The following is a 26,322-nucleotide window of genomic DNA, read 5'->3' as shown; positions in this document are numbered from 1 at the left end:
TTTTATACGAATATTTTATTATTTGGCGGCTGTTTTGAAATATTAATAAAAAAATAATTATGTCCCTTTCTTCAATAAACAAACAAAAGCAATGCATAAAGGACTATATTACCAACCGCAAGGGTCAACAGCATAAATGGGAATCCTATTTTGAACCATCTTGTAAAAGATATGTTATGTCCAAACTTTTGACTTAACCCAGCGGCTACTACGCCAGCACTAGATCCTATCAAAGTTCCGTTACCACCCAAGTCTGCTCCCAATGCAAAACCCCACCACAATGGACTAAACTCATATCTGCTACCGCTACCAAAAGCTGCTGCAATAGTTGGATCTGTATGTAACGAATGAACCAGTGGTATCATTGTAGTTGTAAATGGAATGTTATCAATAAATGAACCTGCGATAGCTGACAGCCATGTTATCATAAAGTTAACCATGGGTCACCTCCAGTTATATTGATAGCCAAATTTGCAAGTATGTTTATGAGTCCTGCATGTTCGGCTACTCCTACTATGACAAACAGACCTACAAAAAATAATAAAGTTGCCCAATCAACTTCATGTAATATTTTTTCTAGTGGAACTCTAGCTATGACTAATAGGGCGGCTGCTCCACCTATTGCCACTATTGATACCTCCAAATGTGTTATAGTTTGCAAGGAAAATAGAATAATTACACCCACTATAACGATCATGGATTTTAAAAGCAACCCCTTATGATGTGTTACTATTACATTTTCATCCCTATTCATCAAATCTTGGATATCTTCTTGCTGTTCAATTTTTTGGGCGTTTTTCAGATCATTTCTGAAAAAGAGTTTTAATAACAATAAAGAAAATACAAAAGTCACTGCAATAGTGGGTCCCATATATATCAGGAAGGAATTAAAATCGATACCTGCAGCAGATCCGATTAAGATATTCGGAGGATCGCCTATCAGGGTTGCAGAGCCCCCAATATTTGAAGCTAGAACTTGAGCCACAATGAAGGGAAAAGGGTTTAGTCCCAAAGTTCGCATTATAGAGAGGGTAACAGGAACCATTAACAATATGGTTGTGACATTGTCAACAAACATTGATGCAACAGCTGTAAAGGTACATAACAATACCATTAGTGTCCAGACGTTACCCTTGCTAATCTTGCCTAGCTTTATTCCGATTTGATGAAATACACCCGTCTCTCCAAGTACTGCAACCAAAATCATCATCCCAAGCAAGAGACCTATGGTGTTAAAGTCTACGGATTCTATAACAAAATGCAGGCTATCTTCAGCGTAAAGAGATCCCAGAATAATAGCTAATACAATGGATATAATTGCCCCAAACATTACAATAATCGTCCTATGGAGAATGTCAAGTCCAAGTACGACGTAAACTGCCACCATGATTATGGTAATACCAGCAATTATGGGAGTAACACTCTTTTCAAATACAAGAGAAGGAACAGTAAAAAGAATAACAAGGTAAATTGCAATTAAAGATATACCAATAGTAAATTTTTTCTGCAAATCGATAATCTATTTGAATATATTGTGTGTTATTTTTATACATAGAGGTCATAGTTTAGAATTCGATATTCAACAAATTGACTCATTGTTTTCAAAATACCTTTTCAATAATTTGAAATGAGAGATTACAATTTCCTTCTCCTCATAATCATTTTTCAATATTCACAAGAACAAAGAAGATTTCCTGTTTTTCTAAAATGACAGCCTATTTTTATTTCAAGCCAATTATCATTAGCGATACTTGAATCATTCAATCTGGAAATTGATAAAAGTTCCATAGTTAAGCAATCAATACAAAGTGTCTTAATTAATGCCCATTTTCAATGGAATTACATAATATATGTATCACAGGAATGCGTCATGATGTCTATTGCTATACGAATTCAAATTTTCAATCTATACGGTCATTGAATATAGACACAATCCTATTCTATTATCCATCTGAACAGATCACCTTAGTCGACTAATCAACCAAGAATAAAAATAAAGATTTAGGCTCGGGCTTCATAAACGATGTTTAAAGGAGTTTGAGCAATTCGCCTAAATCTCGAAAACCCCGCTTCATGTGCAAGGTCCCTTATCTTTTGTTCACCTGCCTGAGCACCTAATGCAGGACCATTGTCGGCAAGAGAATTTGGAACACACACGACAGATGAAACTGCATAAGATATTTTGCCATTTAGATTCAGATTATCTTCTAATCTATCGTTTGCAAGGGGTTCGACAATCATGCAAGCTCCATCACTCTTTAGAGATTGTCTTGCTAACTTGAGAGATCCAAGTGGATCACCCATATCATGAAGACAATCAAAAAAGGCGACTAAATCATAATCGCTACCTATAGAATTATCTGTAGCAGAGACTACCTGAAAATTTGTATTAGCTTTTACATTTTCTTTTACAGCATTTTCCTTTGCAATCTCTATTGACGGTGCATGATTATCAAAGCCATAAAACTGCGAGTTAGGAAAAGATTTTGCCATTATTGTGGTAGAAATACCGTAGCCGCATCCAATGTCAGCAACCTTTGCGCCTTTCTTTAGTCTTTCCTCCATTCCTTCTAGTGAAGGTATCCATGATTGGACCAGATTACTAAGGTATCCAGTCTTAAAGTACCTTGCAGTTCCTTCAAATAAGTCATGATGATGTTCACCCCATCTAAACCCTTTACCTGTTTTGAATATCTCTGCAAATTTGTCTTCGTCCTTAAATAATGATCTTACCAACTGATAACCCCCCATAATAAATACAGGGCTATTTTCGTCTGCCAAAACCATTGCATTTTCAGGCGGCAGTGCAAACTTTCTATTTGCTGAATCGTATGTAATATATTCCGCAGCAGCTTGGCTTGCAAGCCATTCTCTTATGTAACGTTCAGAGGTTTCGGTCTTTTGGGCAAGTTCTTCTGATGTTAGAGGACCGTATTGCTGTAGGGCTTTATACAGACCTAATCTATCACCTAGCATGATCATCAATGCATTTACACTACTTCCCATATCTTCAACAGACTTCATGACGAATTTCTCAAGCTTGTTATTATCTATTGAAGTTGATTTAGTATTAACATTCATGCAATTTTCAGCAATAACAGTTACAAGGTAATATTAAAACTTGATTATGTAAACCTTTTATCAAACGTAGAGATAGAGAGAGTATATATCATGCTCTGGTAGAGCCAGACGGACGGAGAATCAATTTAAATCCTTAAAACAAAAATAGAATTTTTTTAAACCAATACAATGATATATAATTTTTTATACTAATATTTTTATATAACAAATATCACAGAAGAATGATAGGCATGTCAAAGACATCGTCATCTAGCACACTTGTTGATAGATATACAACTGGAAGCAAGAATCCGAGTATTTCGACAAGCGTGAAAGAAAGAGAATCGTTAAGATGCATGACAGAGCCATGTTCTAACAAAGTAATCTGCAAATGTAGTGTTTGTTCGGAGTATTTATGTTATGACCATGCACACCTACACAGACATTCTATGACGAATTTGGAGATACTAAAATGATGAATTCTTTTTAATGATTTTTTTTGCTCATCATGATTCGTCACTTGTAAGTATAGCAGTATCTTTTAAATTCAAAAACAAATACTCCCTGTCATCGTATTATGTATTTCGAAAAGATAAACCAAAAAGCCAAAAATAAAAATAGAAATTTAGAGAATTCAGATGTTATTATTCTTTAGGAGTCATTGATAGCAGTATCCATTTTGATTGAGCAAAGCTAAGTGGTGTATAAGAAATTGTCACATTTTTTCCATCAATGCTTTCCACGACAGAACCTACTTCTCCGTTTTTAGCATTTTCAAAACTTTGCAAGTCCTTGAAGGATTCTAATTTACTGGTATTATTAGATTGCGAATCAGCTATTTTAGTGCCGTTATTATCTAGCAGAAGTAGTCTAGTATCATTCTTGCCAACAGACTCTGCTTTTAACAATTCATCAAATTGACTTAGATTCAACCCAAGTGCTAATACCCCTATAAGAGTATCGTTTGCCTGTTTTCCTGAATAAATTGGGCTAGCCAAAACAACAAGAGGTTTCCCAGTCGATGCAGCAGTGATGACGTTACTTAAATATGGACTTTTCGACTCCATCGCACCGTTTATGTGTTCTCTATATCCATAGTTATGTTTGGAACTATTTGTCTGAGAAGGAAAGAACGGTTCACTAAAATAAGTATCTCCATTTGGAAGCGTCATCCCTATGAACGACAAGTAGGGATTTGTTGCAAGAAGGGTTTTTGCTTCGTTTCTTCTTTCTGTATCTTGATCACTAGCAATTCCTTGATATTGTTGCTGCATATCTGCAGTTATATTCGCCAAAGGAAAGGTTCCAAAGGAATTCGTTAAATTCATCGATTGATGTGCAAGGTTCATGACTTGAGATATCTCTCGTTCTACCGATTGGTAGGTTGTAGAAAGTCCCAAATTATCTAGTAGTTCGGTGTTTGGACCATTTGACTGCTGAAATCCATTAACATCGGAACTAAGAAGCACATCGTTTTGTATCATAGAGTCATTTGTTTGTGAGAAAACATCCATAACGGGTATCGTTAGAAAGAACAAGACAGCCATAAACGAGCTTAATAAGAGTATTGTGGAGGACAAAGTTGATGCCCTAGATTGGAGTTTTTTTAACATTGCGTTAACTCATGGTTATTGTTATTTATAAGATTTTAATTGCTCTTTAACGGATAACTATGTTCATATATACTATTTTATGTTAAACAAGATATTGCGTTCGTCAATATAGTCAGTCAATCGTTATTATTGGATGTTATACTCAAAGAACATCCTCTTAAAATAAGTAGAATGAATAATTACATTACGTTACATTATACAAAGTACTAGTAATAATTTCAAATATACCTCAACCTTTGTGACAGTATCTTAAAAGAGATCCAAGAAGGTCTAGTATAGAAACAGATCAAACAGGGCATAATAGCTGAATACCTTCTTGGTCTCAACAGAAGCCATGAGGAGGATTTGTGATTTCCATATGGTCCTAGGAGGCGTATTTCATGGAGAATGGTTTTCTCGTATGACTCTGTGTTCTGGACGAATCCATCTCACATCATCACCTGACATTATTAAGCTAAAAGTGATATTTACAATTTTGTATTGTTTTCATGTGTTAAATAATATCATAAAACTAAAATGTGAAAATGTAATATATATTATTTTTTGGTTATCCTTGAATCAATTATGATATAGCAAAGCTCTTTCTAGTATTACAATTACAATTCAACATCATCTTTACTTGTTAAGGAATCTCGAATCGACAATGGATAAAACTTAATTACTTACCATTATTATCAAATAACGCAAAATGATTGCCACAAGAAATTCATTACTAAATACTTTGTTTTTTTTGCTTTGGCGCTAGGGTTAACTTTGGCTTCTGCCTCGTTAATTACAAACAATGACTACAGTGAGAGGATCACTTTCTCAAAAACACTAGATTGGACAGTGTTTGCTCAGAGTGTTCCTCTAGACATTGCAGATAATAATGCAGCCCAGAATATCGAAAATGAATCAGAAGAAATAATCTATAGACAAGGGATAATGTCGTCTTTTGGATATGAAAATGAAACTGCCCAAGTAGCACCCATTTTAACACATAGGGATGATGGTAAGATCTATTCTGGTGTATTGACTTATTCAGCGACCAGTCCTGTAGAAATTGGCTTCCTAAGTCAGTCGAGGATCGATAATGCCACCCTCTCACAATTAATAGATCAACTTGGAATATCAGCTCCAAATTGGTTAGATATTGCAACTCCTTCAGTTCATAACTTGACAGAAGTTACCCCTCAAATCATTGGAGGTATTCAACCTGACTATGGAACATCTACTCCGTACTATTCTGCATCAATGCCGTTTGTAGCAGGAGCTGTAGGTTTATGGTCTCCGGTTGGAGAGCCGTTCCTTGTCTCATATCAACTATATGCAAAGTTGGTTGAGCCTGAAACAGTAAACGATATAGCCTTAAACGACGCTGAATAGTCTATTTGAAATTCCACATCATTTATTTTTTTAAAAATCTCTGTATACAGATCCAATACGGTAAATTGGAATGTCTTAAAGAAAACAATCTAGATATAAAAAGTCATTAAAATAATTAAAAAGCCTCTAATTGTGTATAAGATTATCACAAACTATACTAAATTGGTATCTAAAATTACCAAATAATTTGCTCTAATACCAGTGGAAATATCGTACATACGCAAGCTAAAAAAAAGAGGAAGGGAGAGAGAAAGAGGCGATTGGGATCTAGTCTACCTTAATTTCCTTCCCTGCTGGTTTATCATCCTTCTTTTTGTCAAAGGTTATTTCCAATATTCCATTGTTGTATACCGATTTTGCGGTTTCGAGATCTGCTTGTTCTGGAAGATCTACGATTTTATGATATTTTCTCTGAGCATCCTTTGCTGTTGTTACTTCAACTTTAGAGTCATATGCTTTTATCTTAATGTCGGTTTTTTTGATGCCAGGCATTTCAAGTATTACTTTAACCTCTTTATCCGTAGTATTGACATCAACTAAAGGTTCCCTTTCTGCAGAAATTTGAGACGGGTGTCCTGCTTGTGGTCCTAGAATTTGTACTTCATTGTTGAGAGGAGATTTGACATTGCCAAATTCCCTTACATGAGGCTTTCCATCTGGACCAATAGTCATAGAATACCCATATACTATAGGACCAACTTCTCTGACTTTCTTTCCATCTTTTGTCTCATATTCTCGAACGAGTTCCTTTGGTGCATTACTTGTGAAATTGTTAAAGGCATCAAACATTCTATTCATTTCGTCGTGTATGTAATCAAACTCACTTAGCATATCTCTTGTATTCCATACAGGGAATAATCCTCGTCCTCTTCTTCCAAATGGGAGATTGAAGAACCGGTCGAACCAGTTATTTGGAATTATATCTTTATCACTCATTGTACTATATGTAATACATTTTACAATATATAAATATTTCTTACATAATGTAATCTATTTAAGTGGATAGGTAATGGTTAGAACCTCGGTAGAAAAGGATGCTGAAAAGCTCATGAAGGATGTCAGAAATTACTAGAACTTTTAGTCTGTTGTCTGGGCTCTGTTCATTTAACGATAAACCTATAGCTTGAAGATGTCCTATTTCTTTTATGATTAGCAGAAACAGAACACCTTCAAGGTATGTGTATTATGGCTTACATTTGTACTTTTCAGGTTTATCTTTAAGAAAAGCCTCGGAAAGATTGTCTCAGATGTATAAAAGAAACCATGTCTCCATCTGGAATTGGATTCAAAAATACAGGCCTCAAAAATTGAAAGCATCAAGAAGAAGAATTCTAGAATATATTGTAGACGAGACAATGTTGAAGGTAGGGTCAGAATACATCTGGCTTTGGGTGGCGATAGAGCCTGCAAACAGACAGATCCTCGCACTTTCTATATCCAAAGAGAGAAACATGTTTGTTGCAGAAAGATATCTTTCTAATTTGATCAAAGTTCATGGAAAGCACCCAGTTTCTACAGATGGTGGGACTTGGTATCCCATGGCTTGTCAGTTTCTCAAACTCGATCACCATATTCATTCTTCTTACGAGAAAAGTGTAATCGAAAGAACGATGCAATATATCAAGGATAGAACCGAAAGTTTCGATGATTACTTTCCTTGTAGAATAAAGAACTGCAAGTTAAAGCATGTACGGAATTGGCTGCGGCTCTTTGTAGACTATCATAACAATGAAATAAAACATGTTAACTGAACAGAGCCGTTGTCTGGGTCGATACCCAAAATATGGCATCATTGTATATACATCTAATTCGTTAATTAGCATAGAGATGTTTGACCCACATTTCTAAAACATCTAAGAATCAATATACGCTGAGGTAGACTGTGGATAAAGACTAAAAATGATGGCATTAAAAAAATTCTCTCGATTTCAGCATGAATAAAAAATACTACCAGCAGTTGAATACTGAATTAAATTAAAGTAAATCGTGCTAAAATATGGAGTTGTTAAAAGAGCAGTTTGGAAATACAGATTCTATCTCGTGTGGCAGATGCATAAAAGCATTTTTCATATGAATTGGGTTGTTTATATTTAAAGGGGATTAGTTATCAAACTGTATTTAATTTCAACTTTATTGAGCCCCGTCTGCTAAATTTATTATAATAATATATATTAAATGCAAAAGTTTCAAATTATTATTGATACGGTATTTCAGTAAATAGACCTTAAATACAATGAAAATCTACTGTCTTATATGGTAAAGCAAAAAAATATTATTATGACTATAGGTATTGTTGCAATTTTTCTAGGGTTATTCCCAAATCTGATGGCAAATTCCCCCGTTTTGGCCCAACAGAATTCAACAACTTCGCAAACAACGGAGGTTAGCGTAGAGGATATTGAACAGATAAAGTCATCGTTAGACCAAGCAATTGCTGAATTACAAAACAACAATCTAACAGGTGCTTTGAACCACATCGACACATCAGATAATTTACTAGGTGATGTAGAAGATCAGCTTGAGCGGGATTTAGGACAAGACGATGATTAATTTAAAGTAACTCAGTCGTCTTTTTTTATTTTTTATTCAGAATATATCTAATAACTATCATGTAAATTCAATATAGCCATAAACTTTATTCAGCCTTCTCCAAATTCTGTCAAGTTATTACCCAAATAGAATTTTATTCCAAACAGTTTCTGGTGAGTCTGCCTTTTGTCTATTTATTCATGGTTCATAGTATAGAAACCTTTCTTCCTCTCAAAGATATAATCATGCAAAGACATTTGATATGATTAACAACACAGACATTATATTCAGAGCGTATTACTAGGAAGATATGATGATAAATGCATCAAATAATGAAATAAGCTACACTAACAATTAGGTACTGTATTTAAAGCTCAATACAGCCATAACCTACCGATGCAAAATATGGTATATGATAGACCCTTCGTCATCATTTTGATAATCGCATCAAACAATTACATCTACATATTCATCAAATGTTCTATAATAAAAGATCGTGGTAATTTGAACAAGCAGTGTCAAATTGGAATTAAAATATTAGATTTTTATTACTAGGTAGAAAGAAAAGTTGTTTGGATTAACTTTAAATCCTGTTACTTGGATAAAAGAGTAATTTCCAAACCCTATTACAAAGGATCGAATATTGTCAAATAGCTTTTGTGAATCCTAGTCGATTTTAATCTCCTTTCCGTTACTTTTGTTGGTCTTTTTGTTAAAAGTTATCTCTATAATTCCATTATTATAAGTTGCTCTTGCGGTATCAATGTCTGCCTCTTCAGGCAACTCCAGAGTCCTATGATATTTTCTATGTGATTCACTAGTTGTTATTTCTAATATCCCATCATATGCATTTATCTTTATGTTATCCTTCTTTACTCCAGGTATTTCCAAGACAACTTTCACCTCTCTATCTGTGAGATTAATATCCACTAAAGGTTCTCTTTCAGCAGATATCCTTGGATGGGAGGTCCCGCTTTCAAAGCGTGAATACTTTGGTTTAACATTCCCGAATTCTTGTATTTTTAGTCTACCATCTGGTCCGATGGTCATTGAATATCCATAGATTATAGGTCCGACTTCTCTTACCTTTGATCCATTATTGCCTTCATATTCCCGTACCAACTCTTTAGGTGGATTAGCAGTAAATTTATCAAATTGATCTAACATTGCATTCATCTCCCTTTGCATATATTCAAACTCCCTAAAGAGATCGAAATCAAACGAGTTCCAAAAACCCTTTCTCATCAGATTATCAACATTTCTATCCAAAAATCCCCTAAACCAGCGCCTGTTATCAAACGGTATTCTACTCGTTTTTCAGTTCACCAAAGTTGTATAGTAAATTAAGATTTATATTTTTTTCTAACTTATTGTAAAACCCATTACTAGAAGTAAAATATATATTCAAATATCGAACAATTATTGATGGTGGTTTCTTTATGAACACGAAAGGGTTTATAACTAAAATCATCAACATGGGTAAAAATCAGATTACTCAAAAAATAACATTATTACATAATTTATTTTCATTAGAATTGATCTCCATTCCGGGAATGCTTCCCTCAATGTTTATAACTAACAGCGACCTTAACTCAAAGGCACAACAAATACATTTACAAATCACTAATTCTTGGTATCACGCATTGGAAGAGGTATATTCCAAGGTACATGCTGTCCTAACACAAGGAGTATTAGGAAAGGGTGTTCCCCAGTTATATGATCTCGCTACAAATAGTATTCTAGTGATCTTAGTACACGTACCTGTATTAGGTAGCATATCAACGTACGTGGCAGCCAGAGCAGTCGTCAGTCAAGTACACGAAAAGAAAACACCTAAAAAATCATTCAAGGAGCAAGTGGTCTGAATATGATTTTTCAAACTTTTGTCCCTTCCTTGTATGTACTACAAGAAAAAAAAGGTGTGACATGTGAGGGACTAGATTGTATTAGACAAAGGAAGTGAAATAAGTGAGGGCAAACTTTGTTTATTCCAATTTAAATCCTTGTGGCGGTGGAGAACGTTTCACACTAGTTACCATGAAAGCATTGCATGAAATGGGAATAGATATTGAGTTGACAACGCTAGAACAACCCAATTTATCTAAATTAGAAAATGCATTTGGGAAGGATTTAGCTTCGGTAGTAAAGAAAATCAGAAGAATCAATATATTGGATATGTTTGATGAGCAAAGTATTCATCGTAACTTGCATCAAACTAATTATGACTTGATTATTAATACTCATGGTGATATAGATCCATATTTCCATTCGTCATTGAATGCTAACAACATGATTGTCTATTGTCACTATCCATCTGCCAAGTTATTGTTAGAAAATGAGGATAATGAATATTTGACCTACCACCTCAAGATTGGCAGATTACAATATCGCATCGAGCCAAGAATAGGCGTAACAACTCAAATTGTCTACAAGAATCCGACTCAAATGGCATCTCAAATGGTTGAATCAATGTTTACTGACCCAGGAAAACATAATTTCGATTATGAAAATAGTAAAAAGGAGTATGTAAATTGGGTCAAGAAAGCTTTTGATTCTATGATCAGAAACTCCTTTTTGATGACAAACTCTAATTACAGCAAAGCTGCCATACAAAAAGAATACGGTACAAATAACGATATTCTTGTCCTAAGCCCACCAGTAGACGTAGACACAATCATTTCAAAAATAAAAATAGAACAGCGTTTTGATTCATCATTATCATCACAAGTAAATTACAGCGATGAAAATGGCATCCTAGTCATCTGTAGAATCGAACCAAGTAAAAGAATTGAGAACGCCATTTATCTTGCAAAGATATTAAAAGAAAGAAAAATTAAGACCAAGCTAAACATAGCAGGGAGTTTAGAACCTTTTTATCAGGATTATTACCATGATCTACTCCAGTTAATATCAAAACTTGATCTATCAGATACTGTGAAATTGCATACAGATGTAAGTTTTGAAGAACTAATTGAGCTGATGAAAAAAAGCAAAATCTTCTTTCATCCTAGAGAAGGAGAGCATTTTGGAATGTCGATTGTAGAGGCTATGAGTGCTGGATTAATTCCCATTGTACCTACCGTAGGCGGACAATCAGAATTCGTTCCTGTTGAATATCAATACAAGTCGTTAGAAGATGCAAGCCAAATAGTATCACAACTACTAACAAATATGTCAAAAGAAGAGATGATAAAAGAAAGTATCAAGATGAGAGACATTGCCAAGAATTTTTCAGAGACAAACTACAAGAGACAATTTCAGTTGATTGTTAGTCGAATGCTATACAACTTAGAATGTGATCATCAGTACGGTTTTAGTTCCAATTCGAAAATCAGAAATTTATTTTCAGCCAAATAAGGAAGAAGAAGAAGGATCTTTTTCCTTATATGCCAAATAATTAGAATTTTTTTAGCCTAATTATGAATTTGTTATCCTTCGAATTAAATTATATTATTGGATGCTTACGTCTTATCTGAAACCTAGACCAATATTTTCAAACAAGACTTGCAAATTAACAACAAATGAATTTAAAAAAAAGTCAATTTGTCACCTCATTCCAGAATCTCGGATATGTGAATACTTATTTTCAAATTATTACTACAGCAAGCCACTAACGACAAATGCTTTTGAATTTAAGAATCGCAGAAATTTGATAAGGTATAAAACATACCTGTTGTTACTATTATTAGCATTATAGCAGGTCAATGAAAATGACAGATTGAAATAATTAGTAACAACAGTTTGAAAGACAGTGGATTAATTTTGTATGAGTAATAATACCTATGTCTGTATCGATAAAAGAGGAGCATTACCTATTGTGTAATAGAAAGTGATGGATTGGTTTACCCAATATGATCCTTCTCAAGACCTCATGAGATCATCCATAGATACCATGATATTCCTTTTTGAGAATATAGAGATATCCTGGTTTTTATTGTATCATAATTGTTGTAATTGGACAATAGGATTAATCGGTTTTAAATGCCAAATTAAAAAATTTAAAAATTTTATGATACTTTTTCCCGGATGACGGATATAGAAAAATGTAAATAAAAAAAGTAGCTATATGCGACATTAGGTGATGATTGGGATGTGAAATATCACCAACACACTATGCCATAGGACACTCAATTTTTGCTCCTTGGCTGTAGGATGCCTAGTTATTATCCAAGATCGTCTCAATGCAAGACATATCTATCCTGATGAATGATGGCTATCGTTACCTCTCAGGCGGTGGGACTATACCACAAGAAGGGGAGGAAAATCTATATCACTCAGACTCATCAATCTTAGAATTCTTCCGTCTAAAGTCCCGCCGCAAAAAATACCCTCAATAATTTAAAAATAATTTTGTAGACATCGATTTACTTTTGTTACCTGTAATGAAACCTCTATAAAAAATAAATTACTACTTGATGACTTCCATATTCAATAAAATATCATAGAAACTAGAAACTTGATCAAAAGATGAACTACATGTTATTTTAAACACAATCCGGTATTGCTTGTTCATAGCAATTTGGTCGAAACCATAGAGATAATTTGCATAACATAGATGATATACATATCCCCAGATCATGAAATCGATCACACTTTTGTAAGTAGGTTTGCCTTTTATCTTCGATATAAGATGCAAATTGGCAAACCATTCTGACGATAGTCCTATCAATGTACCATGTTGAGCAATTTAGAAGGACAGTATTGACACAGTAGTAGGTGGTATGTGAAACAAACTTGATTGAATTTGAAATTCACAAATAATTCAAGATCAGATGATGATAGCGATCACCTTTACCCGATACTTCCTCTCTCAGGAAGCTTATTACTTTGCTTTTTTATTTCGTTGATTATTATTACTTAATTTAGATAATATTTGACCTAAACAATATCCATGTGAAGTATTTTCTATTAGAATCCCAAAATGCTAATTAGCCAATTTGGGATTCTGCGACATAATATTCGTATGACGAAGAATGCCTAATATATAAGAAATAAATTATAAAGAATTGTTCTTTGTTATTTTATAAAACGTGGATAGTTTTTGTATATGCTCTTGCTCTCTCGTTAGAATCAATCATTATAGAATATCTTACAATCTATTACGTTAGAATTTCTCCGATTGTGCTTTCATCTTTGAGTATTACATTATCTGGCTTGATGTTGCTATCTGTAGCCTTTATTGTTACTAAAACCTATAAAGATATTATCAAGATATTTACTAAAAGTTGGAAATTTTTATTGATGGCATCGTTATCACTTTCATTAGGAATATTTACCTGGTATGACTCTATAAACAGAATAGGAGCGTCAAAAGAAGCTCTGATAGCTGGACCGATTGAAATCATATTAATAATTTTTTTAGCACGAATTTTTTTAAAAGAACGTTTAAACAGATTTCAAATTATTGGTATTTGTATAGGGTCTTTAGGATTTTTTCTTTCTTTGGCTAGTGACTTATCTTTAGAGGATATTAACAACCTAAATTTATCGGATCCTGTTGGAGAGATAGATAGTGATTCGCCATTGTTTGCAATACTTTCTTTAGTTAGTTTCGGTGATTTGGAAGCGATCCTTTCGGCAATTGGTTTTGCAGCAGGTGTAATATTTCTTGGAAAATTGGTCACCAAACATTCTTCTATTCATGTTGCCGGTGCATCTATGTTAGGTTCAGGACTCATTCTTGTGATATTTATGGTCATTGTATTACTATTTGATTCGATGTACACAACAACCCAATATTTGGATGACTCGCCATCTCAAATTGAATTATTATCCACTCACAAAAATCTACTAATCTTGTTTTTGTTTTCTCTAATTCCATTTATTGGTTCTTTATCATATGTAATCGGCCTTCGTAGAATTGGTGCATCTCTTACAGCAACTATTGGATCTTCAAACCTTGTAATGGTATTCATCATCCAAATAGCACTGAAAGAATTAGGTTATCCAAGTCATTTACCTGAAAACATATTATTAGCAACTGCCGGATGCATAATGGGATTTCTTGGAATTTTCATCATTCATATGACTGATTTTATCAGTTCTAAATCAAAGAAACATTATCAATAGATATTGTCAAATTGCAATGGGTCGGGTTCGATGGGACGAAAAGCAAATTAGACCTATTTTGTTAGAGTCAATAACAAAGATCTGATAACGTATTATATTTTTACATTACAAAATTAAAAAGGTAGGAGTATTAGTTCTCATTTTTCTGTAAAACCTTTTAGGTTCCACATAGCAAAAATACCTTGCCCATCTCTATTATCCACAAAAGATTGATATACCCCTACCGAACTTTTGAGAAACTCCAAGGTTCCAGTTGCGTTAGCATCAAAGAAAGCAGAGCCCAATCTTTGTGTGATATTGTCCGTGGTGGTTGCAATGTCCTCAAAAGAATAACTGGCACTGCCATTCGAAGAAATAAAAATTGCTCTACCTGTTATGGAACTTGTGCCATCATCTCTTGGAACCATGATGCCACTACCTGAAGCAGATATTTTCATACCCTCTAAAGTACCATTCCCCTTAAATGAATATATAGAGGTACCAAAATCGGAGGTATTATTAATGTTTGAATAACCGGTACCATCACCTGAAGACAAAGGAACCTTAAACTTTTCCACATAAATCGGCTTACCTAGTGTCAAGCTAGTATTCTGGATATTCGTTATAGTCAAGGAACTGTTTGTTTCTTTCTGCGAATAAGCAGGTTCCTGCAAAGACGAGAAGGATATAGACATTGTCAATATAGTCACTAAAACCAAAATAGAAAGCGATGTGATTTGCATCAATGAATCTAAAAAATCAATGTTATAAAATATTTCTTTAACAATAATCAGAAATTTAATTCGTAACTACTACATAAAACAAAGTGTATCGAACCAATCATCTACCAAGTTGATAGCATAGCATATAGTCAAAACAGCTTCTTAATAGTGGACAACATGATACAACCATTGTTCAATAGTTGAATAACAACCAAGTTTTCAAAATATTTACTGTGGAAACTAATTTACGAACCCTTTATAATCTAGATAGCGACTTGAGGAATGAATTTCTACCACCGTTCAGTTTGTCCATCATAGAAGAATCCTCCGCTGGGACCATTATTTGGTAATAAGCATGCCCATACAATGCCTTTGGCTCCTTCAGCAACCGGTCGTCCTCCCTTCCCCCCCATGTCCGTAGCTACCCAACCTGGATCAATTGAATTTACAAGTATATTGGTTCCGGCTAATTTGGAAGCTAATTTTCTTGTTAATGCATTGAGTGCCACTTTAGAAATTCCATACGCTGGAGCTCCTCCGTTCATATAATGTAACGAACCTGCACCGCTGGATACATTCACAATACGACCGTAATTGTTTCTTTTCATGAGCGGTATGAATGCTTGGCAAAGTAGCCATGGACCATATAGATTAGTCCTAAGAGCTTGGTTTACAATCTCTAGGTCCGCGTTTAAGGCTGATTGATATGGGTCATATAATATCGCTGCATTATTAACAAGTACATCTAAACGTGAAAATTTTTCTTCAATCGTATTGCATACATTTGTTATATTTTCTTTATCTGTTACATCGAGTTCATAAAAAATAACATCCAACCCTTGATCCTTTAATTTCTTCGTTGCATTTTCGCCTTTTATCCGATCGCGAGCAGTAAGTATGACTTTTAATCCGAATTGTGAAAGTTGTTTGGATGTTTCAAATCCGATTCCCCTATTTGCTCCTGTCACAAGAGCAATCTTTTTAGCGAATTTGGATTTCATGTTTATTCTGATAAATGATGGTTTAATACATTTGATATGCATCATAAACCAAGTATATCAAGTCCTTCACCCAGTTCAATCAAACACAGAAAGGAAAAGAGGTATCAACATTGTACTAAAAAGTATTAGGGAGGAGAATTGGTCAGCTTTGCAACAAAGCCCATTTTGCTTAACCGCCATAGTATCCAACCTCTATCAATAATGATACTCTCGCATGTTGGCCCCGTGGATCAAAATTACCATGATAAATATTTTGTTAGCATTTTAGAGTTGATTAGTATTCAAGTAATGCTTATTGGACAAGACACCTAGTAATAATGATGAAGTTTATTTTCGATGACCCGACGTTCTCTTTACAGTTACTTAGAACAATAGGTCAAACATATTACAAATGCACAGATATTGGAAAATGTGTATCTACGGCTTATCGCATTAAGGAAGGGGATTTTGAAAGCTGGCATAAAGAATGGTTAAAAACCGCAACAAGGATTCATCAATATGCAGAAGATTGTGAATCCAAGTATCACTTAGTGAGTGCCAAAGAGGCATATTTGAGAGCCTCAAATTACTATCGTGTTTCAGGGTTTTTGTTGATTGAACCACATGATCCACGGATTCTAACTACACTGGATCTTAGCAAGTATTGTTTCAAAAAAGCCGTATCTTTATTTACCAACACTGTAAAATCAATACAGATACCGTATGAAGGAACAACATTACCGGGTTATTTTTACCACGCAGGTAGAAAAAATGAAACAAGCCAAAACAATAAACAAATCGGCGAAAAGCAACAACAGCGACAACAACTAGAAGTAGACAAAAAAATCGCAGATAACAACATTGGTGAAGATACCAGTACATATCCTACATTGATAGTGGTTGGTGGTTTTGATTCTAGGTTAGAGGAATTGTATGCTTCTGCTGCAGCCGCTGCGACTGAAAGAGGATATAATTGTTTGACATTTGAAGGGCCAGGACAGGGAGAAGTCATCCATAAAAAGAACATCCCCTTCAGGCATGATTGGGAAAAGGTAGTTACACCAATTGTAGACTTTGTAATATTAAATAAGAATGAATTTAACGTAGATCCTAAACGGATTGCGCTTATGGGTATTAGCATGGGTGGATACCTAGCTGCCCGTGCAGCCGCATTCGAATCGCGGTTATCTGCGTGTATATTATATAATGGAGTTTATGATAGCTATGATGCCATTCAAACAGGTTTTCCACAAGAATTGATAGATGCAGTAAATGCAGGTAATTCGGAATTTGTAAATACTGCATTAACCAATGTAATGGAAACCGATCCCAACATAAGATTCAACATAAAGCATGGGATGAGGACTACAGGAGCCATTTCTCCTTATGAATTAATAAAAAGGGCAAAAGATTTCTCAGTGAAAGGAATATTAAAAAATATCGAGACTCCAACACTTGTACTAGATGCTGAGAAGGAAGATTCCTTTCCAGGGCAGCCAAAAAAGGTATATGATGGACTGATTTCTCTACCGCCAGAATCAAAGAAATACATACTATTTACAACCGAAGAAGGAGCAGAGGAACACTGTCAGACAGGCGCTTTGGCAATAACACATCAAAGAGTTTTCGACTGGCTTGATGAAGCATTAAAGAACAATAATTCTTAATCTCTGTTAACTTGACATTACTATTTTAATTTAAGAGAGAAGTGTTATCCATTAAAATCTGCACATCAAAAATTCTATTACTGAAAGTTATCATAATTGGTATGATTTTGGATCAATTGAAATCCAAAAAAGCTTTGCAAAGTCCCCTTTGTTTGATATTTTGGGTTATTATGAAGGAACAAGGGCTCAAAACAAAGTATGACGGTCCTTTTCTATTTACAATTTGAGTTCTTTGTCATGGTAATTATTAAGGACAATATCCTTATGGCATCTCCATACAAAAGCAATGGTGAATATCATATTGCAATAGATTTGAACAATAAATCAAGATCCACGAAGTTATTAAATACATTATTAAGTAATTTTTATCCTTGAAACCTTAAACTAAGCTCACTGATTTGTCTATTTACTCAAGATTAAATAGCTTTGAGTTAGGAATCCCCCTCTTCCTAGTAATCACATGGTCTATTCAAAACGACAAGAAGTAAAAACACTACAAGAGAAAATTACAACAAGGCATTGTTGTTTAGAAATAAATTACGAAAAATGACTTGTATCGCTAACAGATAATCTTGATATGACAACAGATTTTAAGGACTTATAGTAAATATGGATTGCCATCAGGTGTATGTTGAGGTAAATAAGTTAATGGTGTACTACAGAGAGATAGAATAGTCAAATTAAGAAATTATTAAACATAATAAAAAGGGCAATGAAGATTATCATATCAAACAGGATCATGGTCTTTTTTTTTGATTGGAGATAAAGTTACTATATATTGTTTTGCTCATAACAAGATGATGAACCTGCTATAGTTTTTTCCAATTATGAAGGATTACGTAGACCGAATTCTTTTGATTGATTGCCAAATTATTCTAAGAATTCTCATCGAATAATCTTCCAAGATATCTACATATTATAAACAACAATTAAAATACATGCAATTCAATATATGTTGTAAGAAGATACATTGTAATATGGCACCTCAATGGATGGTTTTTTTGATTTCAGTATCATTAGTATTTTACGTTATGACTTTTGATTTGAGCGAAAAATTTAGCACAGGATTTGTATTTGCACAATTAAATAGTGTGACTCAGACAGTGAACAATCCAGATACCAACCACGGAGAGGAATCTAGAACAACAGAATCGTCTTCCGATCAAGGTACTTCTACAATTTCTGGAGAAGGATCGATTGGATCTGGAAATCAGATTTCGTGTAATTCCAGCGTTGGGCACAAATTGACAAATGGAATTGGTTTAACGGATAGCATTGGAAATTGCCTAAGAAACGGTAACCAACCAAGTCAACCTTCACCCGGTGGAGACGATGAATTGGCAACAGTATCGATATCTAAGATAATAGGATGTGAAAGTGAAGGAGGTAACCCTAATGATCTTGCTGTATGCAGCTATGTCCTAAATAATGTATATCCAGCGGTATTTTCCTTTGTGATTAGTGGCAATAACCCTAACCCATCTAATTTTCCAGCGTCAGAAGAAGGAACAGAAGTATCAATAGGTGCAGGAGATTACAGGATTGTAGAGAATGTGGATGATGAAGTAATCCAAACTATAAAGAATGAATTAAATGCAGATGAGCTAGGAGTCATTCCACAATTTACAGGAGATTGTACACCAGAATTCCCCTCTTTGAATTCAGCAACAGGCTCGGTTGATGCAGGAGACTCCGTCGAATGTAATGTAACGAACAATTTTGTGGTCCAAGGGGGAACAGCCCCATCTTAATTATTTTGAATTTGTCTTAACCTTTTAGTGCGACAAGAAAAGTTACTATTGTTTTTATAAACCCTAAGATAAGACGAGATACATGGGGTCAAAATAGACTTTTTATGCTGTCTTCATTGATAATTAATTCGTGCAATAATTTTACATACAATTTTAATATGGAAACATAAAAAATCCGTTGGAAACAACTCCAATTAAAGAGTGATACTGATTGTTAGTTTAATTATAACTTTGGTAGTTAACGACCTTTCAAAATATCATGGAGGTAAAAATAACTTTGTCTTTACTTTTAAACCTTACATTGCTCTCTCCTCATTTAATACACTGTTTATGAGAGAAACTAGTTGTCAAATAGGATCTAACGAAAACAAGCAATACTGCATGCAACCAGAAGATATCTTTCATTATTATTTTTTGATATGCTTTTAACATAGAGTGATAAATGCTAATCAAATTAGATTGAATTTGCAATCAGTATAAGCAAAATATATTAAATGATCCCATCACATTAATGCGTATTGAAATCACCCTTGTAATCATGCTAATACTTTAATTTCCGAGTTTTTGGAAATTCTTTTTTTGTCTTAGGACTGCATAAAAAAAGATAAAGAGCATTAATGCAAATGGCAAAGATGTGGCGAAAAAAAGCGTCGAGTTAACAAGGATTAGGGTCATAATGGCGGCCCCAATAAAATATCCAATCCACACTATAAAAAGATAAAAAGTTGTTCTTTTGTGCCCATCCGTTTGCGATTTATTAGATTCCTTAGAACTAGACGACTTGTTAGCATCTTTTGACGGGATAGATTGAGAATGTTCTTCTTTGTTTATCAACCGATATATTGCATTGGATAGAGTGCCAGTAATCATAGTCGTGATAACTCCAATCCTATTGACATGGCGTGCACAAATAAATTGAATTCCCATTGCAAACGACGCTGTAATAACCATTAATATTGAATCGAGATTCAAGTAGGAATCAAATCTATGAAAATAAGATTGAGTAAACAGGAGTAGCAGCACAATTAACTCTATGCCAAGTATATATGTTACCTCAATATCCCACCCCTTGTCGTTATTTGCTTTTCTTTTGAAAAGAAATGCGGCTAAAGATGCTCCACACAGGTAGCCGCCAAAAACAGAAATTCCTAATATTGCTGTTGTAGATTCCCCTTGTATCAGTGATGCGGCTAATACTACAGTGTTACCAGATAAAGCAGATATGAAAATGCCACCTAGTCCAAAAAAACCTAGGGCATCTAATGTTCCTGATATAGATGTTAAAACTACAAATAATATATCTCTACTGCGATCCGAGATAACAGAAGACTGTTCCTTAAAATTGCTCATCTCATTTACCTTCCAACAGACCACCTATGATTATAAGAAATAGATCAAAGTAAATGTAAATATCAAATATATCTTCTTGGCAAACAAGGCTTCATATCTCAAAGCAATATCGAATCCAGTTGAACTAACGCAAACGTTTAATGTCAACACCTAAAGTTAAACTTTTATTTTAAATTTAGTCTTTGCTCTACTCACTAACTCAAAAAATACAATCAAAATAACAAACTGACTTTTATTCACATTGTTGTTTCTTACTACGGATAAACATGATTTAGGCATGAGATAAGAGTTTAAATATCGATCTTATGAGTTGTTAATTCGTTAGTTATCTAGTTCCACCAATAATTGATTGATTCGTTTAGTCAAAATCAGCAGAAATTTATAGCAAAGACTATTAATGTGCGGTCAATTTGACAGTAATTGACAAAAACGGCTTTTCAAATATCATCCCTACTCAAACGATCAAAACCAAGTCAATCCTAATTCTAGCAATCTTCCTACAGAAGACGAAAAAAGGAGTAGACGTATAATGATCCGAAAGTGTAAAGGGGTAATTCTATTGTTAAAACAGAAATAACTTAGAAATAAGATTACTGCTTAATGGTAATTAATTGCAATGCGACACATTATTCAAAAAAGGAAGGTAATCAAATTATTGTTACTGACAGTTTGTTAAAAACATCAGGAAAAATCAGATAGATATTCATATTAGTCAAATAAACAAACACAGTTCTGTAGAGCAAGTGTTCAACTGTATATGATTTCTTGACCAGTAATTTATTAAACGATTCTGAGATGGAGGTTTCTAACTCAAAAACTATTGCAAAGGGCTTCTAAGAATTAATAGAATCCGTGGATAGAAATTGGCAGAGCATTAGAAAATTAATTCTCTCCCCGCATAATAAATGATTCAATATGTTGTAATATAAGATCATTAAAAAGAGAAAGAAAAAGTTTCTAAATCAAATCATATATATTTTATACTTTGTTATAAGATATTAATCATCAACAACACAATTAGGGCTCTGTTCAGTTAACGATAAGCCTATAGCTTGAAAGCATTCCATTTCTTTTATGCTTACTAGAAACAGAACGCCTTCAAAGTATGTATATTATGGGTTGCATTTGTACTTTTCAGGCTTATCCTTAAGGAAAGCCTCGGAAAGATTATCTCAGATATACAAGAGAAATCACGTTTCCATTTGGAATTGGATTCAAAAGTACAAGCCTCAAAAGCTAAGTCAACTAGAAGAAGAGTTCTAGAGTATATAATAGATGAGACCATGTTGAAGGTGGGATCAGAGTTTGTCTGGCTCTGGGTTGCAACTGAACCAGACAGAAAACAGGCAAATTCTCGCACTGTCTATCTCTAAAGAAAGAAACATGTTTGTAGCTGAAAGATTCATTTCAGATTTAGTCAAGATTCATGGAATTCATCCAGTTTCGACTGATGATGGAGGTACTTGGTATCCAATGGCCTGTAGATTCTTAAATCTCGATCATCACATTCATTCCTCTCTGGAGAAAAGTCTGATTGAAAGAAAGATGCAATACATAAAGGATAGAACCGAAAGTTTCGATGACTACTTTCCTTGTAGAATAAAGAATTACAAGTTAAAGCATGTACGGAATTGGCTGCGGCTCTTTGTAGACTATCATAACAATGAAATAAAACATATTAAGTGAACAGAGCCACAATTAGTCAGCTAAAAAAATTTAGTATCAGTATATTCACAGCAGTATTGGTTAGTTCTAGTAGTGAAATGAAAGCATATTTGCTCAAAATGTGACGCTAAGGACATTTGACAGTCCAGAATTTAAGATAGACTATCCATCAAGTTGGGAAATAGCTCCAAGAAATTCGACTTTCCCGTATTATAGTTCAAATACTATAGTAGTTTTAAAACCAACAGGAGAAACAAATCCCCTAAATATTACTTACCTTAATATTTCTCCCCTTCCTATTGGCACATCGTTAAATCCAACGGCCCAATCAATATCACGAGATAATAACAGTTTAAATGAAATTGTCTCAGAAGAGATTGCATTCTTACAAGATCCTGAATCATTCTACGGCGATCTGAACGTTGAAATCCTTGATAACAACTCGACAACAGTAGATAAATTACCTGCAAAGCAATTTTCATATCTTATTCACGAGCTTGGAACATTTGATATGGAAACTATTGTTGTTCACAACGATAAACAATATCAAATGCATTTCACTACACCTGTTTTATATGCATCAGAAACATTGCCAAAGGTAAAACAAATAATTCAGAGTTTTAAATTCAATACCTAACTTTTCTATTTTTTAGTCTTGACGTGACAATTTACCCAAAATACTTGTAGAAGAACAATTCAAGATTTTTATTTTAAGAATTGAAACTTTTCACCTCACTAATATACCCCCTTGGAGATTAACCATTTAAAGAGGATACAATCTTAAGAAATCTCTATCAATTCATCATAAAAATAATCTTCAAATAAATTGCAGTAATCGTATCCATTATCAAACATAAAGAGAAATTTTTAAACTAGAGAAATTGACCAAAAGATATTCTTATAGAGATTGTTTCAGCTTGTCATTATCCTTACTAACACTAACGCAGTCAAAACGAACAGCATCAAACCGAGCATTCTAGTGTTAGAAATTTTTATCTTAATTCGACCGAAGATCGATAGCTAAGAAATACTTTTATGAATCAATTTTTAACACTTTATAGTCCACTCATATTATTTCGTGTATAAAATTTAAAACGTTAACCGATATAACGGTAATTCAGGATATAGAAAAATCGATGCTTTGAATGAATATTGTTTAATTAAATTACGGGCGATATCAATTTATAAAGACAATCCTCGCACAATCTAGCCAGTATATCAATCATAGAAACATACAAAAAAAAGAAAGTTAGTTGTTGGCTTGTGCTAAGGCGTTATTACCCGAGTTAGACTGGAATTGGAAGTTGATGTTGTTTCCAGATAAAACGCTGCTGCCACCAGAAATTACTTGGCTATTTTGTTTTGATTTTTGTGATTGTTTAATTATTTGTTTAGCCTTGTTACTCTTTTTTGCTAGTGCATCATCAGCTATGGCCAATGGTGCCAAAACTAATGCTAGTGCTAATACTACTGCAGTTGATACTAGTATTGTTTTATTTGTATTCATTTCTGTATATTTTATTTCAATAAAGTAATATATATTAATTATCTTAAAAAAAAATATGAATATATTTCAGTAGTATCAAATAGAATAATTTTCCTTTTATTAATCTTTGTGGTACAGTTCTCTAATCAAGGTGCGGTTCAAGATTACTTAGAATGTTAGATCAAAGAAAGAGCGTTAAGGCATACAAAAAATACAATTGTAAAATAGGGAAAATAAGAAAGAATTAACCGAGCTTTCTGCACCACAATGATAGATTAAATAGCTTGCTAACAGAAAGATCAGGATAACACCTCACAATTTTTGAATCTTTAGTCCTTTACTTTATAGAGATTTTCAGCATCTTCTTTAGATAAATTAAACCATAAATTGTGACCATCAAATCTTTGAGCCAGATCCTTTGGAATAGAATACACTTTTTTTATCCAACACACCCGTTTTAGTTATCACAAAGTCGGTCGTTAATTCTTGAACTTCTCCAAGGTCTGTATCATCAAGACCCCTTGTTTCCTTTTTTACCACTTTTGTCCAATTAATACTGTTTGTACTCATGGACAACATTATCTCAAATACCTTAAATAGGTACACCGCTATGCATATTAATCACAGATTGAAGTAAAGCGGTTTAGCATAAATGACAATGTCTGTATTCAATTCTTTCTGAAAATTTACCAATTTCAGAATGATTTTCTCAATAATGGAGTTAAGAAGCAGGATATCATTTTTCTCTTAAAGGAAAAGAAGAAGATAACCGCAAAGGAATTTGCTATAGAGTATATCGCTACTTTCGCTGGCTAATTCCCATTTCATCTTAACTCATCCTTGGCTACAACGAAAAATGCGAAGAAAAAAGATGATATTTTAACGATGTACTAATAGCAAAAAGCAGGTTCAGCTTAGATCGGATACTTGTTGATTGGAATGAAAGATAATCCATAATCACGGTAATCGCAATTTAAGAAACAGATCGATTGAATTACATATTATTCAAATAAATTTGACAGAACCAAAGTATTTGTTTTATTTATATTCTCACTATTATATTAAAAAATATATGCTTCAGCAATCAAAAGATTGTAAAGCTTTTCTCACTGGAAAATTAATAATTTTTTATATACTTTTCAAGCACGAAATAAATGTGTCGCATGCGACACAATCGTTTAATTAATTATCCTTAATAGATCTATAGGCTCTGTTCAGTTAACATGTTTTATTTCATTGTTATGATAGTCTACAAAGAGCCGCAGCCAATTCCGTACATGCTTTAACTTGCAGTTCTTTATTCTACAAGGAAAGTAATCATCGAAACTTTCGGTTCTATCCTTGATATATTGCATCGTTCTTTCGATTACACTTTTCTCGTAAGAAGAATGAATATGGTGATCGAGTTTGAGAAACTGACAAGCCATGGGATACCAAGTCCCACCATCTGTAGAAACTGGGTGCTTTCCATGAACTTTGATCAAATTAGAAAGATATCTTTCTGCAACAAACATGTTTCTCTCTTTGGATATAGAAAGTGCGAGGATCTGTCTGTTTGCAGGCTCTATCGCCACCCAAAGCCAGATGTATTCTGACCCTACCTTCAACATTGTCTCGTCTACAATATATTCTAGAATTCTTCTTCTTGATGCTTTCAATTTTTGAGGCCTGTATTTTTGAATCCAATTCCAGATGGAGACATGGTTTCTTTTATACATCTGAGACAATCTTTCCGAGGCTTTTCTTAAAGATAAACCTGAAAAGTACAAATGTAAGCCATAATACACATACCTTGAAGGTGTTCTGTTTCTGCTAATCATAAAAGAAATAGGACATCTTCAAGCTATAGGTTTATCGTTAAATGAACAGAGCCGATCTATACCACGAAACATTTATAAATGATCAAAATCTCAAATACTCAATTCTATCTATTTGTGAAGCACGGTACATACATTTATTTCCTCTGGAATTTATAATTTATAAAGATTACGAAAGTTCACATCCCCATACACATAGTGGATACCATATGCGCTCCAATCTCTAAACCTCATAATATCGATAACATATCTAAGTTGCTCGACAAGCG

General features: G+C 33.9%; 24 protein-coding genes. 12 read left to right on the top strand and 12 right to left on the bottom strand.

Translation table 11 applies throughout. The annotated features are described in order from the left end of the window. Window positions 1-71: 71 nt before the first annotated feature. From NFRAN_RS10765 to NFRAN_RS10745, 4 genes are all read right to left on the bottom strand, one after another. Window positions 72-440 (bottom strand): SLC13 family permease, encoded by a 369-nt coding sequence (locus NFRAN_RS10765; protein ID WP_134484993.1) that lies wholly within the window; start codon window positions 438-440, stop codon window positions 72-74. Then, a complete protein-coding gene (locus NFRAN_RS10760; protein WP_134484992.1) occupies window positions 425-1,510 on the bottom strand; it encodes an SLC13 family permease in 1,086 nt (361 codons plus the stop codon). The genes NFRAN_RS10765 and NFRAN_RS10760 overlap by 16 nt, the downstream gene beginning before the upstream one ends. Window positions 1,511-2,001: 491 nt before the next feature. Then, on the bottom strand, window positions 2,002-3,081 hold the full coding sequence (locus NFRAN_RS10755) for a class I SAM-dependent methyltransferase (RefSeq protein WP_134484991.1): 1,080 nt from the start codon (window positions 3,079-3,081) through the stop codon (window positions 2,002-2,004). A 623-nt stretch (window positions 3,082-3,704) separates the two neighbouring features. Next, on the bottom strand, window positions 3,705-4,673 hold the full coding sequence (locus NFRAN_RS10745; RefSeq protein WP_134484989.1) for a cache domain-containing protein: 969 nt from the start codon (window positions 4,671-4,673) through the stop codon (window positions 3,705-3,707). A gap of 735 nt (window positions 4,674-5,408) precedes the next feature. On the opposite strand from NFRAN_RS10745, the gene NFRAN_RS10740 reads away from it, so the two are divergent. Then, window positions 5,409-6,038 (top strand): hypothetical protein, encoded by a 630-nt coding sequence (locus NFRAN_RS10740; RefSeq protein ID WP_134484988.1) that lies wholly within the window; start codon window positions 5,409-5,411, stop codon window positions 6,036-6,038. Window positions 6,039-6,305: 267 nt separating this feature from the next. Here NFRAN_RS10740 and hsp20 (NFRAN_RS10735) read toward each other — a convergent pair whose 3' ends face one another. Further along, window positions 6,306-6,974: an archaeal heat shock protein Hsp20 gene (gene hsp20, locus NFRAN_RS10735; protein WP_232037998.1), complete on the bottom strand. Its 669-nt coding sequence runs from the start codon at window positions 6,972-6,974 to the stop codon at window positions 6,306-6,308. Window positions 6,975-7,183: 209 nt separating this feature from the next. Between hsp20 (NFRAN_RS10735) and NFRAN_RS10730 the strand changes: the two genes are divergently transcribed. Together NFRAN_RS10730 and NFRAN_RS10725 are read left to right on the top strand one after the other, a co-directional pair. Beyond that, on the top strand, window positions 7,184-7,789 hold the full coding sequence (locus NFRAN_RS10730; protein ID WP_134483188.1) for a DDE-type integrase/transposase/recombinase: 606 nt from the start codon (window positions 7,184-7,186) through the stop codon (window positions 7,787-7,789). Between the two features lie 502 nt (window positions 7,790-8,291). Continuing rightward, window positions 8,292-8,588 carry a hypothetical protein gene (locus NFRAN_RS10725; RefSeq protein ID WP_134484987.1) on the top strand — a complete coding sequence of 99 codons (297 nt, stop codon included), beginning with the start codon at window positions 8,292-8,294 and terminating at the stop codon, window positions 8,586-8,588. Window positions 8,589-9,233: 645 nt separating this feature from the next. Here NFRAN_RS10725 and hsp20 (NFRAN_RS10720) read toward each other — a convergent pair. Then, window positions 9,234-9,836: an archaeal heat shock protein Hsp20 gene (gene hsp20, locus NFRAN_RS10720; protein WP_232037997.1), complete on the bottom strand. Its 603-nt coding sequence runs from the start codon at window positions 9,834-9,836 to the stop codon at window positions 9,234-9,236. Window positions 9,837-10,006: 170 nt separating this feature from the next. Here hsp20 (NFRAN_RS10720) and NFRAN_RS10715 point away from each other — a divergent pair, with 170 nt between their 5' ends. The 4 genes from NFRAN_RS10715 to NFRAN_RS10705 all read left to right on the top strand — a co-directional run bounded on the left by NFRAN_RS10715 (window position 10,007) and on the right by NFRAN_RS10705 (window position 14,636). Next, the gene (locus tag NFRAN_RS10715) at window positions 10,007-10,432 is read left to right on the top strand and encodes a hypothetical protein (RefSeq protein ID WP_134484986.1); all 426 of its coding nucleotides are present in this window, start codon (window positions 10,007-10,009) and stop codon (window positions 10,430-10,432) included. Between the two features lie 103 nt (window positions 10,433-10,535). Then, window positions 10,536-11,924, top strand: a complete 1,389-nt coding sequence (locus tag NFRAN_RS10710) for a glycosyltransferase (protein WP_134484985.1) — start codon at window positions 10,536-10,538, stop codon at window positions 11,922-11,924. A gap of 824 nt (window positions 11,925-12,748) precedes the next feature. Continuing rightward, complete coding sequence (locus NFRAN_RS13965) at window positions 12,749-12,904, top strand: hypothetical protein (RefSeq protein ID WP_172602305.1); 156 nt, start codon at window positions 12,749-12,751, stop codon at window positions 12,902-12,904. 676 nt (window positions 12,905-13,580) lie between these two features. Continuing rightward, the gene (locus NFRAN_RS10705; protein ID WP_172602304.1) at window positions 13,581-14,636 is read left to right on the top strand and encodes an EamA family transporter; all 1,056 of its coding nucleotides are present in this window, start codon (window positions 13,581-13,583) and stop codon (window positions 14,634-14,636) included. Between the two features lie 137 nt (window positions 14,637-14,773). Here the strand turns inward: NFRAN_RS10705 and NFRAN_RS10700 are convergent, their stop codons facing one another. Then, window positions 14,774-15,358, bottom strand: a complete 585-nt coding sequence (locus NFRAN_RS10700) for a hypothetical protein (RefSeq protein ID WP_145988080.1) — start codon at window positions 15,356-15,358, stop codon at window positions 14,774-14,776. A 269-nt stretch (window positions 15,359-15,627) separates the two neighbouring features. Beyond that, on the bottom strand, window positions 15,628-16,338 hold the full coding sequence (locus NFRAN_RS10695) for an SDR family oxidoreductase (protein WP_134484982.1): 711 nt from the start codon (window positions 16,336-16,338) through the stop codon (window positions 15,628-15,630). Window positions 16,339-16,655: 317 nt separating this feature from the next. On the opposite strand from NFRAN_RS10695, the gene NFRAN_RS10690 reads away from it, so the two are divergent. Together NFRAN_RS10690 and NFRAN_RS10685 are read left to right on the top strand one after the other, a co-directional pair. Further along, window positions 16,656-17,984: an alpha/beta hydrolase family protein gene (locus tag NFRAN_RS10690; RefSeq protein WP_134484981.1), complete on the top strand. Its 1,329-nt coding sequence runs from the start codon at window positions 16,656-16,658 to the stop codon at window positions 17,982-17,984. Between the two features lie 977 nt (window positions 17,985-18,961). After that, window positions 18,962-19,735, top strand: coding sequence for a hypothetical protein (locus NFRAN_RS10685; RefSeq protein ID WP_134484980.1), 774 nt, complete (start codon window positions 18,962-18,964; stop codon window positions 19,733-19,735). Between the two features lie 549 nt (window positions 19,736-20,284). On the opposite strand, the gene NFRAN_RS10680 is transcribed toward NFRAN_RS10685, so the two are convergent. Beyond that, window positions 20,285-21,085 (bottom strand): YoaK family protein, encoded by an 801-nt coding sequence (locus NFRAN_RS10680; protein ID WP_134484979.1) that lies wholly within the window; start codon window positions 21,083-21,085, stop codon window positions 20,285-20,287. Window positions 21,086-22,159: 1,074 nt separating this feature from the next. Between NFRAN_RS10680 and NFRAN_RS10675 the strand changes: the two genes are divergently transcribed. From NFRAN_RS10675 to NFRAN_RS10665, 3 genes are all read left to right on the top strand, one after another. Further along, window positions 22,160-22,348 carry a hypothetical protein gene (locus tag NFRAN_RS10675; protein WP_134482615.1) on the top strand — a complete coding sequence of 63 codons (189 nt, stop codon included), beginning with the start codon at window positions 22,160-22,162 and terminating at the stop codon, window positions 22,346-22,348. Window positions 22,349-22,390: 42 nt separating this feature from the next. Further along, window positions 22,391-22,771, top strand: a complete 381-nt coding sequence (locus NFRAN_RS10670; RefSeq protein ID WP_134484978.1) for a hypothetical protein — start codon at window positions 22,391-22,393, stop codon at window positions 22,769-22,771. Window positions 22,772-22,871: 100 nt separating this feature from the next. Then, window positions 22,872-23,387, top strand: a complete 516-nt coding sequence (locus NFRAN_RS10665) for a PsbP-related protein (RefSeq protein ID WP_134484977.1) — start codon at window positions 22,872-22,874, stop codon at window positions 23,385-23,387. A 612-nt stretch (window positions 23,388-23,999) separates the two neighbouring features. Here NFRAN_RS10665 and NFRAN_RS10660 read toward each other — a convergent pair. The 3 genes from NFRAN_RS10660 to NFRAN_RS10655 form a co-directional block, all read right to left on the bottom strand. Beyond that, window positions 24,000-24,257 (bottom strand): hypothetical protein, encoded by a 258-nt coding sequence (locus NFRAN_RS10660; RefSeq protein WP_134484976.1) that lies wholly within the window; start codon window positions 24,255-24,257, stop codon window positions 24,000-24,002. Window positions 24,258-24,632: 375 nt separating this feature from the next. After that, on the bottom strand, window positions 24,633-24,815 hold the full coding sequence (locus NFRAN_RS13960) for a hypothetical protein (RefSeq protein ID WP_172602303.1): 183 nt from the start codon (window positions 24,813-24,815) through the stop codon (window positions 24,633-24,635). A gap of 635 nt (window positions 24,816-25,450) precedes the next feature. Further along, window positions 25,451-26,056 carry a DDE-type integrase/transposase/recombinase gene (locus tag NFRAN_RS10655; protein ID WP_134483188.1) on the bottom strand — a complete coding sequence of 202 codons (606 nt, stop codon included), beginning with the start codon at window positions 26,054-26,056 and terminating at the stop codon, window positions 25,451-25,453. Between the last annotated feature and the right edge of the window lie 266 nt (window positions 26,057-26,322).

The organism is Candidatus Nitrosocosmicus franklandus (assembly GCF_900696045.1).
GTDB classification, from domain to species: Archaea; Thermoproteota; Nitrososphaeria; order Nitrososphaerales; family Nitrososphaeraceae; genus Nitrosocosmicus; species Nitrosocosmicus franklandus_A.
The sequence above is the reverse complement of the archived record's forward strand: the minus strand, read 5'-3'. Positions and strand labels throughout refer to the sequence as shown.